The organism is Spectribacter acetivorans (assembly GCF_031846305.1).
GTDB classification, from domain to species: Bacteria; Pseudomonadota; Gammaproteobacteria; order Nevskiales; family Salinisphaeraceae; genus Spectribacter; species Spectribacter acetivorans.
In genome coordinates this window covers 227087-244320 of record NZ_JAVRHY010000003.1, presented here as the reverse complement: position 1 = coordinate 244320, position 17234 = coordinate 227087, and the positions used below count along the sequence as shown (strand labels likewise).

Sequence of the window (17234 nt, the reverse complement as noted above, 5' to 3'; positions counted from 1 at the left end):
ATGGATGCGATAAACACCCTGCTGCTGTTTGCCGGCCTGCTGCTGTTCCTGAGCGTGGTGGCCACGCCCCTGTCCCGTTTCGGTTTCCCGCTGCTTCTCATCTTTCTTGGCGTGGGCATGCTCGCCGGGGAGGATGGTCCCGGCCAGATCGATTTCGACGATTTCAGCGTCGCGTTTCTGGTGGGCAATCTGGCGCTGGCGGTGATTCTGCTGGATGGCGGGCTACGCACGCGTTACGACACCTTTCGCGTGGCGCTGCGACCTGCGCTGTCCCTGGCTACGGTCGGCGTGATGGCCTCTGCCGGGCTGACGGGGATGTTCATCACCTGGCTGCTGGGGGTGGACTGGCGATACGGTCTGCTACTGGGCGGCATTGTCGGCAGCACCGACGCTGCGGCCGTGTTCTCGCAGCTGCGCCAGGGCCAGGTTTCTCTGAACCAGCGCGTGACCGCCACCCTGGAAATCGAATCGGGCACCAATGACCCGATGGCGATATTCATGGTCCTGTTCCTGCTGGAAGTGCTGACCAGTACCCAGCCCTTCAGTTGGCAAAGTCTGGGCGTCCAGTTGCTGCTGCAGTTCGGCATCGGGGCGGCCGGCGGTGTAGCGCTTGGGTATGCCCTTTCCTGGCTGGTGACCCGGATTGCCCTGGTCGAGGGTCTGTACGCACTGCTGATTCTGTCCGGCGGGCTGATTACGTTCGCCGCGATCAACAAGCTCGGCGGCAGCGGCTTTCTCGGCGTGTATCTGCTCGGCCTCGTGGTCGGCAACCGGCCCAATCACGCGACCGAGCACGTGTTCCGCGTAATGGACGGGCTCGCCTGGCTTGCGCAGGCCGGCATGTTCCTGATTCTGGGGCTGCTGGTGACGCCTAGCGAGCTCTGGAACAACGCCCTGCCGGCGTCGCTGATCGCGCTGTTCCTGATATTCGTGGCGCGTCCGGCCGCGGTGTTCCTGTCCCTGTTGCCGTTTCACTTTCCGTGGCGGGAGCGGCTTTTCATCGCCTGGGTGGGCCTGCGCGGCGCGGTGCCCATTATCCTGTCGATCTTTCCGCTGATCGCGTCGCTCAGCGGCGCCCGCTTTCTGTTCGACATCACCTTTGCGGTGGTGATCGTGTCCCTGTTGCTGCAGGGCACGACCATCTCGGCCGCCGCGCGACTGCTGGGGCTGCGAATACCGGACCAGGGCCGGGCGCTGGATCAGTACGAGCTGGAAGGCGGCGGCCGGCTTCGCTTCATGCTGTCGCTGTTCCGCGTCGAGCCGCATTGCCGGGTCGAAGGCCACGACGCCGGCGCCCTGCCGCGCGGCAGACAGGTTCGTTGTATCGCCGTGCTGCGCGGCAGGCGGTTTCTCTATCCCGGCGCCGGATTCCGCTTTCAGGCGGGTGATCGGCTGTATCTCATCCACCCGGCCCGGCATGCGGATAAGCTGGCTACCTATTTCCGCATGGAACGCGGCCAGGGCCGGCTCAGCCCACGGCGGTTCTACGGCAATTTCATGCTGCGCGGCGATTCGCCCATGCACGAACTGGAGACCATTTACGCGCTGCAGCTCGATCCGGCGGACCGGACGCGAACACTCGACGAGTTCATTCGCGCCAGGCTCAATCGACCACCCGTGGCGGGCGATACGGTCAGCGTCGACCGAATCCTGCTGCGAGTTCGCGCGCTGGAAGCCAGCGGACGCATCGAGCGAGTAGGTTTGCGATTCCGCAGCGGCGACGACAAGCCACCCGGATCCGGCTGACGCCCCGAAAGAGGGATTAGATCGGCCGGCGCGGCCGATTGACGGCCGCGAACCCGTGCCCGTGCTGGATCAGAAACGCCAGCCACTTGTTGAGTAGCAGATTGCGTGGCCACTGAGCGTGCAGGGCTCGCTCGTTCTCCAGGTCCAGGCCGGGTAACGCGGCATAGCGGGACTGCGCCTCGCAGTGCACGGCCTCGGCCAGGCCCGCATCGCGGTACAGACGAATGTGCAGATCGGGGTCGGCCTGCGGCGCGCCGTCCTCGAACCAGTAGGTCAGATGCACGGTGGTGGTGTACTTGCAGCGCTCGAGCACCCGCAGGTGCAGGTCCCGGTCGGTAGGACTGCGCGAACGGGCCTGCTCGAAAGGCAAATCGGTTTCCGGGACCAGCCGCACGAAGCGACGGAAGTTGCTTTCATACAGCGCCATCAGCCCCGCGAAGCTGCGCGGCGTGGCGGCCCGGACCAGATGCTGTCGTGTTTTAAGACTCATGCCACGACTATAAGCGAGGTGGGAAGGGGGACCAAGTGCCGAACCCACGAGAAATCGGCATTCGACGCGGTATCGACCGACATCGTTGTCGCGTCCGGGGCTGGAAACACGAAACCGGAAACGACTGCCGTCGGTCGCGCTAGAACGTGCGCCGCCGAATGCCCTTCTCCTGCATGATCATGGTGGCGATTTCCTCGATCGACATGTTGGTAGTGTCGCTGGAAGGAATGCGTTGCCGCTTGTACAGGCTTTCCGCCTGGCGCAACTCGAAGCTCACCTGAGGCAGCGAGGCGTACTGGCTCCCCCGCCGCCGCTCGCTGCGGATGTGGTGCAGCCGGTCGGGCTCGATCGACAAGCCGTAGAGCTTGTCGCGATGCGGCTCCAGGATGCGGGGCAGGCGTTGGTTCTCGAGGTCCTCCGGGGTCAGCGGATAATTGGCCGCGAACACGCCGTGCTGCATGGCGAGGTAGATGCTGGCCGGCGTCTTGCCGCAACGGGACGGGGCGATCAGGATCACCTGGGCATCCTCGTAGCCGTCCTCGCCCACGCCGTCGTCATGGTTCAGGGCGTAGTTCATGGCATCGATGCGGATCTGGTAGGTATCGCGATCGGCGATGCCGTGTGCCCGGCCTTCCCGGTGCATCGACTTGACGTTGAGTTCGCCCTCCAGCTGCGGCACGAACAGATCGAAAAGGTCCAGGAACAACGCATTGGCACCCCGCAGGATCACCCGCACCTCGTCGCTGACCGTGGTCGAGAACACGATCGGCTTCATGCCGCTGCTGCCGGCTACCTGATCGATGTATTCGACCGCCGCACGCGCCTTGTCCTCGGAGTTGATGAAGGGCAGCGTCGACTGCTTGAACTCGGCTTCATCGAACTGGGTGAGCAGCGTGGCGCCGAGAGTTTCGGCCGTGATCCCGGTGCGATCCGACAGGAAGAACACCCAGCGTTTGCCGGCCGCCTCGCTCATCGCGCCGTACCGGCCGGACGCGCCGGACGCCGACCATGTAAAATGCGCGCCTTTCGACCACATCGCGACCCGCGGAGGGTGGAGTTTTGAGTCAGCGTCACGTTGTTTGGTTTTCGCAGCTGGGAATGGGCGACGTCGAGTCCGTCGGCGGCAAGAATGCCTCGCTGGGCGAGATGATCAGTCACCTCAAGGAGGCCGGGGTCAACGTGCCGGGCGGGTTTGCCACGACGGCAGCAGCCTACCGGGAGTTTCTCGCCCATGACAAGCTCGACGAACGCATCAACGCCGCACTGGCCGAGCTGGATACCGACGACGTCGACGCCCTGGCCGAAACCGGCGAGCGCATCCGTCGCTGGGTAATCGACCACCCTTTCCCGCCGGGCCTGGCCGAGCAGATCGAAACCGCCTACGAGGAGCTGGCCGGCGACGACGAGTCGATGTCGGTGGCGGTGCGTTCCTCGGCCACTGCGGAGGATCTGCCCGATGCCTCCTTTGCCGGCCAGCAGGAAACCTTCCTGAACGTGCGCGGGATGGACAACGTGATGCTGGCGATCAAGGACGTGTTCGCCTCGCTGTTCAACGACCGCGCCATCTCTTACCGCGTGCATCAGGGCTTCGCCCACGATCAGGTCGCGCTGTCCGCCGGCATCCAGCGGATGGTGCGCTCCGACACCGGTGCCTCCGGCGTGATGTTCACCATCGATACCGAATCCGGTTTCGACAAGGTGGTGTTCATCACCAGTTCCTTCGGCCTGGGCGAGGCCGTGGTCCAGGGGGCCGTGAACCCGGACGAGTTCTACGTCTACAAGCCCAATCTGGAAGCCGGCCGCCCTGCCCTGCTGCGGCGCATCCTCGGCGGCAAGGCGCTGAAGATGGTGTACACGGACGACACCAGCCACGGCAAAAGCACGGAATTCGTCGACGTGAACGAGGCCGATCGGCAGCGGTTCTCGCTGACCGACGCCGACGCGGAAGATCTGGCCCGCCAGGCGGTGATCATCGAAAAGCACTACGGCCGCCCGATGGACATCGAGTGGGGCAAGGACGGCGAAACCGGCGAGCTCTACATCCTGCAGGCGCGGCCAGAGACGGTACGCAGCCGCCAGGGCGCGAGCACCCTGGAACGCTACCGGCTCAAGGCGACCGGCCCGGTGCTGGCCGAAGGGCGCTCGATCGGCCAGCGCATCGGCGCCGGCCGGGTGCGCAACGTCAGTTCCATCCGCGAGATGAGTCGCGTGCAGCCCGGCGACGTGCTGGTCACCGACATGACCGATCCGGACTGGGAACCGGTGATGAAGCGGGCCGCCGCCATCGTCACCAACCGCGGCGGCCGCACCTGCCATGCCGCCATCATCGCGCGCGAGCTGGGCATTCCCGCGGTGGTGGGCACCGGTGATGCCACCGAAGTCCTGGCCGACGGCACGCCGGTCACCGTGTCCTGCGCCGAGGGTGACACTGGGTTCGTCTACGACGGCGAGCTGGACTTCGACATCAACGAGGTCCAGCTCGACGAGATGCCGGACATCGGCGTCAAGATCATGATGAACGTGGGCAACCCGGACCGGGCCTTCGACTTCGCCATGACACCGAACCGCGGCGTGGGTCTGGCGCGGCTGGAATTCATCATCAACCGCATGATCGGCGTGCACCCCCGTGCCCTGCTGGAATTCGACCAGCAGACGCCGGCCCTGCAGAAGACCATCACCGCCCACATCGCCGGCTATGAAGACCCGGTGGCGTTCTATGTGGACCGGCTGGCCGAGGGCATTGCCACCATCGGCGCGGCCTTCGCGCCGGAGCCGGTGATCGTGCGGCTGTCGGATTTCAAGTCCAACGAGTACGCCAACCTGATCGGCGGCGAGGCCTATGAACCCGGCGAGGAAAACCCGATGCTGGGCTTTCGCGGCGCCTCGCGCTATCTCTCCGACGACTTCCGCCCCTGCTTCGAGCTGGAACTGGCCGCGGTCAAGCGGGTGCGCGGCGACATGGGCCTGACCAATGTGCAGGTGATGATTCCCTTCGTGCGCACGGTGGGCGAAGCCGAGGGCGTCACCCGCCTGCTGGCCGAGCATGGGCTGGAGCGCGGCAAGGATGATCTGAAGCTGATCATGATGTGCGAGCTTCCCTCGAACGCGGTCATGGCCGAACAGTTCCTGGAACACTTCGACGGGTTCTCCATCGGCTCCAACGACATGACTCAGCTTACCCTCGGGCTGGACCGGGATTCCGGGCTGATCTCGCACCTGTTCGACGAGCGCGACCCGGCGGTCAAGTTCATGCTGGAGCGGGCCATCCGCGCCTGCCGTGATGCCGGCAAGTACATCGGCATCTGCGGCCAGGGTCCATCCGATTATCCCGACCTGGCCCGCTGGCTGCTGGATCAGGGCATCGAGAGCATGTCGCTCAACCCGGATACCGTGGTCGGCACCTGGCTGTATCTGGCCGGCGAAAACAGGCAGTAACCGGGACGGGCGGCCGGCTCGCCCCGACCTTCATGCGCCAGAACCTGCAGCACGGCGCCATTTATGCGGTGGCCGGTGCCGCGGCCTTCGCCACCATGGGCGCGCTGGTCAAGCTGGCGGCAGCCGAGTTACCCAACCCCATGGTGGTGTTCCTGCGCAACGCTTTCGGGTTGCTGATCCTGCTGCCGTGGCTGTTGCAGCCGGGCCTCACGGGTCTGGCTACCCGCCGGCCCTGGGCGCATCTGCTGCGCGCCGCCGCGGGACTTACCGCGATGTACTGCTTCTTCTTTGCCATTTCGCGTATGCAGCTGGCCAACGCGGTGCTGCTCAACTACAGCCAACCGCTGTTCATTCCCTTCATTGCCTGGCTGTGGCTGGGCGAACGCCCGGCCCGGCGTATTGCCCCCGCCGTACTGATCGGCTTTGTCGGGGTAGCGCTGATTCTCAAGCCCGACGCCGGGCTGGTGTCGCCGGTGGGCCTGATCGGGCTGGCCGCTGGCGTCCTCGCGGCGGTGGCGATGGTGGCCATCCGCGCCCTGAGCACCACCGAGCCGGCCACCCGCATCGTGTTCTACTTCACTACCCTGGGCACGCTGATTTCGCTGGGGCCGGCCGTCTATCTCTGGCAGTCGCCCTCACCCGGCGCCTGGCTGGCCATGCTGGGAGCCGGCGGCTTTGCCACCCTGGGCCAGATTCTGCTTACCCGGGCCTACAGCGTGGCGCCGGCCGCGCATGTGGGATCGCTGATCTATGCGGCGGTCATTTTCGCCGGACTCTGGGGCTGGTGGATCTGGGCGGAGATTCCCGATATTTTCAGCCTGGCGGGCACCGTGCTGGTGATCGCCGCGGCCTGTCTGGTGGTGTTCGCGCGGCGGCCTCAGCTTGCCGGCAAGTAGGACCGCTCCGTTTTCTCGATCCATGCCCTGAATGCGTCGAACGGCATCGGCCGGCCGATCAGATACCCCTGCAACAGATCGCAGCCAAGGCTCTCCAGCACCTGTGCCTGATCTTCCTGCTCGACACCCTCGGCCACGACCTGGATGCCCAGCGCGTGCGCCAGTTCCACCAGCGCGCGCACGATGGCCAAATCCGTGGGCGAGGTGGTCACGTCCCTGACGAAGGATTTGTCGATCTTGATCTGCCCTACCGGCAGCGACTTGAGGTAGGCCAGTTGGGAATACCCGGTACCGAAATCATCGATCGCCACGCCGATGCCGGCGTGGCGCAACTGCTGCATCACGGCGCGGCTCCCCGGTTCGTCCAGCATCAGGGTTTCCTCCGTAATCTCCAGCAACAGCCGGTCGACAGGCAGGCTATGCGCGGCCAGATAGCGGGAAACCGCGTCGGCGAACCCGGGTTCGACCATCGCGCGCCGGGATACGTTGACCGACAAACGTAGCGGGTGTCCGGCCCCCTGCAGGCTGGCGGCTATCGCAAGCGCCTCGCGCATCACCCAATCAGACAGGGGCACGATCAGGCCGCTGCGTTCTGCCCGGGGAACGAAGTCACCCGGTGGCAACAGGCCGCGTCGCGGATGCCGCCAGCGGACCAGGCACTCCGCCCCCACGAGCTGCCGGGTATCGCACTTGACGATCGGCTGCAGGAACAACATCAGTTCATCGCGATCGATGGCCGAACGCAACTCCGCGGTGAGACTGAGCATCTGCGGGTCAACGGGCTCGCACCGGGCTTCATGCAGCAGGAAATGTCCGCCGGACCGCTTGGCCTGATACATGGCCGCCATGGCATGACTTAGCAGCGATTGCGCATCCAGACTGTCGTCCGGATAGCTGGCCGCTCCCATGCTGGCGAACAGATTAAGGCGACTCTCACCGACGGCACAGGGATCGGCCAGCGCGCGGGCGGCCGCGGCGGCAAGATCGCCAAGTTGCGCGCGGTCCGGCACGCCGGGCCACATCACCGCGAAACAATCCCCGTCCAGCCGCGCCGGCGTCGCCCCATCCGGCACCACATGGCGCAGTCGGCGTGTCACGACCCGCAGCACCTCGTCGCCCGCGGCCGCCCCATACGCATTGTTGATCTCCTGGAACCCATCCAGGTCCAGCACCAGCAGGCCAACGGTTGTGCGGTCGTGATCGGGGCCAGCCAGCCGTTGCTCGAGCGCCGTCAGCAACCCGTTGCGGCTGGCCAGACCGGTAAGTCCGTCGTGAAGGGATGACGGCGCGACATGGCTTTCCAGGTACTGGGTTCGGGCGCGCAGGGACTCCGTCTGATCCATGACCATGGCGCCAGCCTCGCTGGCCATCACCACGCTGACGTACTGGCCCCAGAAGGCGAATATCAGGGGCATGAGGTCGAGCAGCCAGAGGACCGGCGACTGCAGCTGCGCCGCCATCAGAGTGGCCGGCGTAACCCGTCCGGATTCGAGCCATGCGGTCAGCAACGTTGCCACCAGCACCGCCAGACCGGCGATCACCAGCCCCACATAGGCCGTGCGTGACACCCGCGCCCGCAACACCGCGCGATTGCGTGCGAATAACCCGCTGTTGCTACCCATCGGCCGACGGCTCCCGCGCCGTGTCGCGGCGTTTATGCCTCGATGTTACGCGAACCAGCGTCGGGGCATGCACCGGGTGGGGTCAGCGCCACCCAGACGACGCCCAGGGCATCCAGGTGCGCCGAAAACCGGTGGTACGCCGTTGCCGCATTTCCCGGTGTTCCGCGCAGTCCGAACTCGATGCTCCGTCGGCCACTGGCATTGGGCAGGCAGGACAGGCGCAGGTCCGGATGGGCCGCGATGACATCATTCATCGCTTCGATCAGGTCGCTCTCCGCCACATCACGAGCCTCCAGCCGGAATTCGACCTGGCGCTCGACCGGCGTTTCCCCCGCGTAGCGCGTGTCCAGCACCCATTCGACCATGGGCCAGGCCATGCTGGGGAAACCCGGCACGAAATGGTGACCACGGAAGGAAAACCCCGGCACCCGGTTGACTGGATTGGGGATCGGCGTGGCGCCCTCGGGCCAGTTCACCATCTCGATGCGCTGGGGATAGGTTCGCTCGCCGAACACCGCTTCCAGTTCGGCCCGCCCCTCGGAGTGGATGACCGTCGGCACACCGGCCGCGGCGGCGGCACACTGGCGCGTGCGATCGTCCGGCGTCGCACCGATGCCGCCGAAGGAAAACACCACATCGCCACGATCCAGCGTCCAGCGCAGGATGTCCGTCAGCCGTTCGGGATCGTCGCCAACCGTCAGCGACCAGGCCAGCTCGAGACCCCGCGTATCGAGCAGTTCGATCACCTTCGCCTGGTGCTTGTCGCTGCGCTTGCCGCTAAGCAGTTCGTCGCCGATCAGCAGGACGCCGAACGCCGACTGCTGGGCTGAGGCACTTGAATCAGACATCTGCCTTAACCGCGAAGGACGCAAAACAATTCAATTGTTTTCCCTTTGCGAGCCTTGGCGTCCTTTGTGGTTTGCGCGCTCCTACTCGGGCTCGGGGATCCACCCGAACTGCTCGATCGCGCCGAAGATATCGGTCTCGGTGGTGATGCCGACCATCTCGCCGTCCTTTTCCACCAGCAGGCGGCTGACGTTCTTTTCCGAGATCACGTTGGCGGCCTCGTGCAGATGGGTCTGCGGCGGTACCGTGATCACCGGCCGAGTGGCGATCTGCCCTACCGTCAGGTCGACCGGCGACTTATTCTCCTTGACGATCTTGGTGACGATGTCACGCCGGGTCATGATGCCCCACACCCCATCGGCGTTGGGCTCCACCACCAGCGAGCTGACATTGCTCTGGCGCATCTGGTGCATGGCGTCATGCACGGTGGTGGCGTCGTCGGTGGTGATCAGGGTGCGGGTCATCACGTCGCCCACCGTGTGCGGCGTGCGGCCGGAGGCGATCATCTCCTCCAGCGGCTGCAGCAGGCGCCGGATCTCGCGCTGCTTGCGCTCGCGGGCGAGCTTTTCGGCCCGCTGCTTACGCTTGGTTTCCAGGTCGATGCCACCCTTGATCTGCTCGATCAGGGCATCCGCGAATTCACTGGTGCCGACCTCGGTGGCGCCTTCCATGTTGCGGGCGAAGTCGTAGGTGACGATGCCGTCCGCCAGCACTTCCGGGTAGGCCAGGCTGATCAGGTCGGCGGCCTCCTGCCAGCCGATGTACTCGAGCATGTTCACGCCCGAGAACAGCAGCGACCCGGGGTTGACCTTGTTCTGGCCCGCGTACTTGGGCGCGGTGCCGTGGGTAGCCTCGAACACCGCGATGTTGTCGGACATGTTGGCGCCCGGCGCGATGCCGATGCCGCCAACTTCCGCCGCACAGGCGTCGGAAAGATAGTCGCCATTCAGATTCATGGTGGCGAGCACGTCGAAATCATCCGGGCGCAGCAGCATCAGCTGGAAGATGATATCGGCGATGCGATCCTTGATGACGATCTTGCCTTCCGGCTGACGGCCGCCGTACTCGGAGTAGAGCTCGTCCTCGGTGATGGTGCAGTGGGGGTACTCCTCGCGCGCCACCTCGTAACCCCAGGAGCGGAACGCCCCCTCGGTGAACTTCATGATGTTGCCCTTGTGGACAAGCGTCACGGATTCACGACCATTGTCGATGGCGTACTGGATGGCCTTGCGCACCAGCCGTTTGGTACCGAACTCGGAGATCGGCTTGATGCCGATACCGGCCTTGTCGAAGAAGCTGGCGCCCATTTCCTCACGCAGGAATTTGGCCAGCTTCTCGTTTTCCTCGGTACCGGACTGGTACTCGATGCCGCAGTAGACGTCCTCGGTATTCTCGCGAAAGATCACCACGTCGACCTTGCCGGGGTCCTTCAGCGGGCTGGGCACGCCGGCGTAGTGGCGCACCGGGCGCACACAGGCGTATAGATCCAGGGCCTGGCGCAGGGAGACGTTGAGCGAGCGGAAGCCCTCGCCCACCGGAGTGGTCAGCGGACCCTTGATGGCAACCCAGAGATCGCGGATCGCATCCAGCGTTTCCGCCGGGAAATAGTCGCCGTCATACAGGCGGGCGGCCTTCTCTCCCATGAAGAGTTCGGCCCAGTGCACCTTGCGCTTGCCGCCATAGGCCTTTTCCACCGCAGCATCCCAGATGCGCAGACAGGCCTTGGTGATGTCCGGACCGATGCCGTCACCCTCGACATAACCCAGAATCGGGTTGTCGGGAATCTGCATCTGCCCGTTTTCCACGGTGATCTTGTGTCCGGACTCGGGGTAGCGGATGTGCTTGTAGGCCATGCGTGCGCACTCCTCCTGGCGTTTATGAATCGTCGCGCGGGGTTGTTGTGCGCCATTCTAACACCCGCGCCATGACCGCCGGGTGTCGGCTAAGCCGGGATGCATTCACGAAAAAACCCGCCGGGCACGTGGCCGGGCGGGTTTCGGTAACCTCGAGAAGTGCGAAATCAGGCCGCGTCGGCGGCCTCCTGCAGCATGGTCTGCAGTTCGCCGGACTTGTACAGGTCGATGATGATGTCCGAACCGCCCACGAGTTCGCCCTTGACGAACAGCTGCGGAATCGTCGGCCAGTTGGAGTAGAGCTTCACCCCCTGGCGATAGATTTCCTCATCCTCGAACACGTTCACCGCCTTGAACGGCACGCCGCAGATTTTCAGGGCCTCGGCGGCCTGCGCGGAAAAACCGCACTGCGGGAAATCCGGGCTGCCCTTCATGTAGAGCACCACCGGGTTGTTCTCGACTTCCTGTCGAATGATTTCGAGCGCGTCGCCAGTCATGGGTTGTCGTTTCCGTATCGTGGGACCAACGCCACTATTGTACGCCACCGTCCGGGCAAGCGTGGTCATCCGGGCCCCAGCCGCCGCCACCCGGCGAGGCCACGACCAGCCGGTCACCCGCCCCCACTCGGCCCTGACATTTGCCCGGGAGCGCCTGACCGTTGAGGCAATTGTCACCCACGGCGCCATCGCTACCGCCGGCCAGGCCCCAGGGGGCGCGCCGGCGCCGCTCGGTCAGCAGGGTGTAACGGGCCGGGCCCAGGAATTCGAGTTCCCGCAGCAGCCCGTCGCCGCCGGGGTGCCGCCCATCACCGCCCGTGCCGCGGCGGATTTCGTAGCGGCGCACGCGCACCGGGAAATGCCGTTCCAGCACTTCCACCGGCGTATTGCGGGTGTTGGTCATGTGCGCCTGTACTGCCGAGGCGCCCGTGCGAACCGGGCCGCCGCCGAGGCCGCCGCCCATGGTTTCGTAATAGTCCCAGGGCCGCTCGCCCTCGTGCCAGCCCATCGCAAGGTTATTCATGCCGCCGTGGCTGGCGGCGGGAATGCGCTCGGGCAGCGCTTCGGCCAGCGCCCCCAGTACCGCATCGACGATGCGCTGGCTGGTCTCCACATTACCGGCCGCCACCGCCGCCGGCCGCTGCGCATTGAGCAGGCTGCCAGCCGGTGCCGAGATATCGATATCGTGAAACGCGCCGGCGCAACCGGGCAGATCCGCCGGCATCAGGCAGCGAAAGACATACAGGGTGGCGGCAGCCGTAACCGAGATGGGGCAGTTGACGTTGCCCGCGGTCTGGCCCGCGCTGCCGGTGAAATCCACCTGCATCGCGCCCTGCCGGGCCCGGATGCGACAGGCAATGGCCAGGTCGCGGTTGCCCTGGCCATCGTCGTCGAGATGATCGGTGAAGCGGTAGTCGCCGTCCGGAATCGCCGCCAGCGCGCTGGCCGCCAGCCGGCGGGCGTACTCGTTGTAATCGGTCAGCGCCTGCAGGAAGCCGTCCGCCCCCTGGGCGTCGATGAGCGCCTGCAGACGCTGCAATCCCACCCGGTTGGCGCTGATCTGGGCGGAAAAGTCACCGCGCGAGATGGTGGCATCGCGTAGCGGCGCCACCAGTCGCTCGAACACGCCCGCATCTATCGTGTCATCGCACAGCAGCCGGGTCGGGGCAATCACCAGCCCCTCCTCGTCCAGCGACGAGGAAAGCGGCATGGAACCGGGGGATTCGGCGCCGATGTCGGCGTGATGGGCGCGATTGGCGACAAATGCGATCAGCCGGCCGCGGTCGAACAGCGGCGCGATCATGGTCACGTCCGGCAGATGCGTGCCGCCCAGAAATGGATCGTTGAGCACCAGCATGTCGCCGGGCGCCCAGTCGCGGTCGCTGACGATGCCCCGCATGGCATAGGCCATGCTCCCGAGATGCACCGGGATATGCGCGGCCTGGGCGGAGAGATAGCCGCTGGCGTCGAATACTGCGCAGGAGAAGTCCAGCCGGTCGCGGATGTTGGGCGAAAAGGCGGCACGCTGGAGCACCGCCCCCATTTCCTCGCATACGGCCCGGATGCGGTGCGCGAACAGGCTGAGCTCGATCGCCGTCACGTCAGTGGGTCCCGACCCGGGGGTGGCTCATGTCATAATCCTGTGTCTGACCCGGCGCACCATTGAAATCCCTGCGTTCACCCATAGCATTGTGGGCGCAGTCGAGACATTCTGTCGATCAAACCAAAGGGGAATTACATGGCCTTTGAGCTACCCGATCTGCCCTATGACTACGATTCGCTCGAGCCGCACATCGACGGTCGGACCATGGAAATCCATTACAACAAGCACCACAACGCCTACCTGACCAAGTTCAAGGCGGCTGTGGACAACACCCCGCTGGCCGATCAGAAGCTCGAGGATATCCTCGCCAAGGCCGGCCAGCACGGCGACGCGGTTCGCAACCAGGGCGGTGGTTACTACAACCACATCGTCTACTGGGACAGCATGTCGCCCAGCGGCGGCGGCAAGCCCGACGGCAAGCTGGCCAGCGCCATCGACGATTCCTTCGGTTCCTTCGACGAGTTCAAGGACCAGTTCACCACTGCCGCCACCGGCCTGTTCGGTTCCGGCTTCGTGTGGCTGGTACCCACCGGCGGCAAGCTGGAGATCGTCAAGACCCCGAATCAGGACAACCCCCTGATGGACGTTGCGCCCGTCCAGGGCACGCCGCTGATGGGGCTGGACGTGTGGGAGCACGCCTTCTACCTCAAGTACCAGAATCGCAAGCCGGAGTACGTCGAAGCCTGGTGGAACGTCGTCAACTGGGACGGCATTGCCAGGAAGTTCGAACAGGTCGGCTAACGCCGGCGCCGAGGCTTCCGACGATAATCGGCCCCGTCGCTGGTGCGGCGGGGCCTTTGCGTTTAAAGACACCGTGAACGAACCCGATCACCTCATCCCGACCTACGCCCGCCAGCCCCTGGCATTCAGCCATGGCGAGGGCGTGTGGCTGACCGATACCGCGGGCAACCGCTATCTGGACGCCCTGGCCGGCATCGCGGTCAGCGCCCTGGGCCATGCCCATCCGGCCATGGTGCAGGCGCTGCAGGATCAGGCCGCCGGCATTCTGCACACGTCCAATCTCTACCGGATTCCGCATCAGGAAACGCTGGCCGACCGCCTGTGCGATCTGGCCGGTATGGAAGCAGTGTTCTTCTGCAACAGCGGTGCCGAAGCCAACGAGGCCGCGATCAAGCTGGCCCGGCTGCACGGCCACCGCCAGGGCATCGAGGAACCGCGCATCCTGGTCATGGAGGGCGCGTTTCACGGCCGGACACTGGCCAGCCTGGCCGCCACCGGCAACCCGAAGGCGCAAAAGGGATTCGGCCCCATGCCGGCGGGCTTCGTGCGGGTGCCCTACGGCGACGCGGACGCCGTTGCGGCTCACGCCGACGATCCGAACGTGGTCGCGGTGCTGGTCGAGCCCATCCAGGGCGAAGGCGGCATCCGCGTGCCGCCGCCCGGTTACCTGCCGACCCTGCGCCGGTTATGCGACCAACAGGGCTGGCTGCTGATGGCCGACGAGGTCCAGACCGGCGTGGGCCGCACCGGCAACTGGTTCGCCTATCAGCACGACGCGGTGCAGCCGGATGTCGTGAGTCTGGCCAAGGGGCTGGGCGGCGGCGTGCCCATCGGCGCCACCCTGGTGGCCGGCCGGGCGACGGCCCTGTTCGGGCCTGGTAGCCACGGCTCCACCTTCGGCGGCAATCCGCTGGCCTGCCGCGCCGCCCTGGCGGTGATCTCGACCATCGAGACAGAGGGTCTGACCGCCAACGCCGCCGCCCGAGGCGAGCAGCTGGCCACGGCCTTCCGTGACGGGCTGGCGGACTGCGAGGGCTTGATCAGCGTGCGCGGTCGCGGCCTGATGATCGGCATCGAGCTGGACCGGCCCTGCGCGGTCCTGGTCGAACGGGCGCGCAAGGCCGGCGTGCTGCTCAACGTCACCGCCGAACGGGTGGTGCGCCTGCTGCCGCCGCTGATTCTCACCGCCGCGGAGGCCGATGACCTCGCCGACCGCGTCACCCAACTGATCCGCTCCTTTCTCGCGGAGTAACCCCATGTCGGTACGTCATTTCCTCACCCTCAACGACTTCCGGCCGGAGGAACTCCAGCGGATCATCGAACGGGCGGTGGAACTCAAGGATGCCCATCGCAACGGGCAGCTCACGCCCACGCTGCAGGGCCGCACCCTGGCGATGCTGTTCGAGAAGGCCTCGACCCGCACCCGGGTGTCATTCGAGGCCGGCATGGCGCAGCTGGGCGGCCACGCCCTGTTCCTGGCGCCGGGCGACACCCAGCTGGGCCGCGGCGAAACCATCGAGGACACCGCGCGGGTGATCTCGCGCATGGTGGACGCGGTGATGATCCGCAATCACTCGCAGACCCTGCTGGAGCGTTTTGCCGAGCACTCGCGCGTGCCGGTGATCAACGCCCTGACCGACCGCTTCCACCCCTGCCAGCTGATGGCGGACATGCAGACCTGGATCGAGGCCCGCGGCCGCATCGCCGGCTGCACCGCCGCCTGGATCGGCGACGGGAACAACATGTGCCAGTCCTACATCCACGCGGCCCGACAGTTCGGTTTTTCGCTGCGCATTGCCACGCCGCCCGGTTACGAGCCGGACGCCGACATCGTCGAACGCGGCGGCGCGGCCGTGCGGCTGGGCAATGATCCGGCGGCCGCCGTGGATGGCGTCGACCTGGTGATTACCGACACCTGGACCAGCATGGGCGGCGACCATGAACGCGACCAGCGACTGACCGATTTCGCCGGTTTCCAGGTCAACGCCGCCCTGATGGCCCGGGCCGCGCCCGACGCCCTGTTCATGCACTGCCTGCCCGCCCATCGCGGCGAGGAGGTCACCGACGAGGTAATCGACGGCCCCCAGAGCCTGGTGTGGGAGGAAGCCGAGAACCGTCTGCACGTGCAGAAGGCGTTACTGGAGGTTCTGATCCGGCCGGTGACGGATCGGGGCTGATTCGGTAGCCGCCGAAGCCTGTGGTGGCCGGTTAGTGGTTTCGAGTTTCAAGTTTCGCGTTTCAGGCTCAAGAACCAATGGCAACATTCGGATCGTTGCCCGCGCCTGTCCTCTGAGGCGTTGCTGAAAAAGGCCATCCTGGCCTTGTTTCAGCGTCGCTGCACGCAAACGCGGTTTGCGCTTGCTCCCAAAATCAAGCGCTTCCAGCGCATGGTCTTGGCGGTACGTCCTTGTACCGCACGGGACCTGCCGAAAAACGGGGTTTTCAGCAGCCCCCTAACCGCAAACTTGAAACCCGCAACTCGAAACTGTCCCTGCAATCCGCCGTCAACGGCGAACCGCAAGGACCAGTGAATACATGCCGCCCTCGGCCTCGAAATGCGCGGTCTCGGCCAATCCGGCCGCCGCCAGCAGATCCCCGAAGGACGCCGGCGTGAACTTGCGGCTGATCTCGGTGAGTATTTCCTCGCCGGCCGCCATGTCGATCGCGGTATCCAGCTGCCCGAATGTCACCCGGTGCGCATGATCCGCCCGCAGCCGCATCTCCACCCGTTGCAGTTCGGGGTCGTAGACCGACCGATGCCGGTACGCGTCCACCGGAAAATCCGCGTCCAGTGACCGGTTGAGCACCGAGAGTACGTTGCGGTTGAACCGGGCGGTCATTCCGGCGGCATCGTCATAGGCCGCTTCCAGCACCGCCGGATCCTTGACCCGATCGAAACCGATCAGCACGTGATCACCGTCCCGCAGAAGATCGGCGATCTCGCCCAGCATCGCCTCTGCCTCACCCGGATGGAAATTGCCGATGGTGCCGCCCAGGAACGCTACCAGGCGGCGCCCTTCCGCCGGCAGAGGCAGGCAGGACAGGCCACCGTGATAGTCGCCTTCCAGCCCCCGCACCACCAGATCGGGATAATCGTCGATCAGCGCCCGGCCGCTGCTGGCAACCATTTCGGCGCAGACATCGAACGGCCAGTAGGTTCCGGCCGGCGCCGGCCACGCGTCGAGCAGCAGGCGGGTCTTGCGGCTGCTGCCACTGCCCAGTTCGAGCAGATGCCGCGGCGCGGTCAGCGCCATGATCTCGCCGGCGTGCTCCGCCAGCAGCGCCGCCTCGGTGCGCGAGGGGTAGTATTCCGGCGTGTCACAGATCGCCTCGAACAGCAGCGAACCGGTTTCGTCATAGAAGTATTTGGGCGGCAGCCAGCGCGGCGGCGACAGCAGCCCGGCGCGCACATCATCGATCATCGAGGGGACGCGGCGGGCCGGCGGAACGCTGGTACAGGACAGCCGCGCCGTCGAGCTTGACTCGGTGGTCATGGACTCATGCT

Annotated in this window: 14 protein-coding genes; 6 read left to right on the top strand and 8 right to left on the bottom strand. The window is 65.7% G+C overall.

Annotation, left to right across the window (positions count from 1 at the left end):
* A complete protein-coding gene (locus RM531_RS04955; RefSeq protein ID WP_311657717.1) occupies positions 1 to 1746 on the top strand; it encodes a potassium/proton antiporter in 1746 nt (581 codons plus the stop codon).
* Between the two features lie 16 nt (positions 1747 to 1762).
* Here RM531_RS04955 and RM531_RS04950 read toward each other — a convergent pair whose 3' ends face one another.
* Together RM531_RS04950 and ppsR are read right to left on the bottom strand one after the other, a co-directional pair.
* Positions 1763 to 2236 carry a DUF1249 domain-containing protein gene (locus RM531_RS04950; RefSeq protein ID WP_311657715.1) on the bottom strand — a complete coding sequence of 158 codons (474 nt, stop codon included), beginning with the start codon at positions 2234 to 2236 and terminating at the stop codon, positions 1763 to 1765.
* Between the two features lie 139 nt (positions 2237 to 2375).
* Positions 2376 to 3209, bottom strand: coding sequence for a posphoenolpyruvate synthetase regulatory kinase/phosphorylase PpsR (ppsR, locus tag RM531_RS04945; protein ID WP_311657714.1), 834 nt, complete (start codon positions 3207 to 3209; stop codon positions 2376 to 2378).
* Positions 3210 to 3334: 125 nt separating this feature from the next.
* Between ppsR and ppsA the strand changes: the two genes are divergently transcribed.
* Both ppsA and RM531_RS04935 read left to right on the top strand, forming a co-directional pair.
* Positions 3335 to 5671: a phosphoenolpyruvate synthase gene (gene ppsA / locus RM531_RS04940; RefSeq protein WP_432280500.1), complete on the top strand. Its 2337-nt coding sequence runs from the start codon at positions 3335 to 3337 to the stop codon at positions 5669 to 5671.
* Positions 5672 to 5703: 32 nt separating this feature from the next.
* Positions 5704 to 6567 (top strand): DMT family transporter, encoded by an 864-nt coding sequence (locus RM531_RS04935; protein ID WP_311657712.1) that lies wholly within the window; start codon positions 5704 to 5706, stop codon positions 6565 to 6567.
* On the opposite strand, the gene RM531_RS04930 is transcribed toward RM531_RS04935, so the two are convergent.
* From RM531_RS04930 to RM531_RS04905, 5 genes are all read right to left on the bottom strand, one after another.
* Complete coding sequence (locus tag RM531_RS04930; protein WP_311657711.1) at positions 6549 to 8189, bottom strand: putative bifunctional diguanylate cyclase/phosphodiesterase; 1641 nt, start codon at positions 8187 to 8189, stop codon at positions 6549 to 6551. The genes RM531_RS04935 and RM531_RS04930 overlap by 19 nt on opposite strands.
* 32 nt (positions 8190 to 8221) lie before the next feature.
* Positions 8222 to 9037 carry a competence/damage-inducible protein A gene (locus RM531_RS04925; protein WP_311657710.1) on the bottom strand — a complete coding sequence of 272 codons (816 nt, stop codon included), beginning with the start codon at positions 9035 to 9037 and terminating at the stop codon, positions 8222 to 8224.
* Between the two features lie 81 nt (positions 9038 to 9118).
* Positions 9119 to 10888 carry an isocitrate dehydrogenase (NADP(+)) gene (gene icd, locus RM531_RS04915; protein WP_349255392.1) on the bottom strand — a complete coding sequence of 590 codons (1770 nt, stop codon included), beginning with the start codon at positions 10886 to 10888 and terminating at the stop codon, positions 9119 to 9121.
* A 167-nt stretch (positions 10889 to 11055) separates the two neighbouring features.
* Positions 11056 to 11385, bottom strand: a complete 330-nt coding sequence (gene grxD / locus RM531_RS04910; RefSeq protein ID WP_311657709.1) for a Grx4 family monothiol glutaredoxin — start codon at positions 11383 to 11385, stop codon at positions 11056 to 11058.
* Between the two features lie 34 nt (positions 11386 to 11419).
* The gene (locus tag RM531_RS04905) at positions 11420 to 12985 is read right to left on the bottom strand and encodes a hydantoinase B/oxoprolinase family protein (protein WP_311657708.1); all 1566 of its coding nucleotides are present in this window, start codon (positions 12983 to 12985) and stop codon (positions 11420 to 11422) included.
* 138 nt (positions 12986 to 13123) lie between these two features.
* On the opposite strand from RM531_RS04905, the gene RM531_RS04900 reads away from it, so the two are divergent.
* The 3 genes from RM531_RS04900 (at position 13124) to argF (ending at position 15906) form a co-directional block, all read left to right on the top strand.
* The gene (locus RM531_RS04900) at positions 13124 to 13729 is read left to right on the top strand and encodes a superoxide dismutase (protein ID WP_311657706.1); all 606 of its coding nucleotides are present in this window, start codon (positions 13124 to 13126) and stop codon (positions 13727 to 13729) included.
* 73 nt (positions 13730 to 13802) lie between these two features.
* Complete coding sequence (locus RM531_RS04895; protein ID WP_311657705.1) at positions 13803 to 14981, top strand: acetylornithine transaminase; 1179 nt, start codon at positions 13803 to 13805, stop codon at positions 14979 to 14981.
* Between the two features lie 4 nt (positions 14982 to 14985).
* Positions 14986 to 15906, top strand: coding sequence for an ornithine carbamoyltransferase (gene argF / locus RM531_RS04890; RefSeq protein ID WP_311657704.1), 921 nt, complete (start codon positions 14986 to 14988; stop codon positions 15904 to 15906).
* 327 nt (positions 15907 to 16233) lie between these two features.
* On the opposite strand, the gene egtD is transcribed toward argF, so the two are convergent.
* Positions 16234 to 17223, bottom strand: coding sequence for an L-histidine N(alpha)-methyltransferase (gene egtD / locus RM531_RS04885; RefSeq protein ID WP_311657703.1), 990 nt, complete (start codon positions 17221 to 17223; stop codon positions 16234 to 16236).
* Positions 17224 to 17234 lie beyond the last annotated feature (11 nt).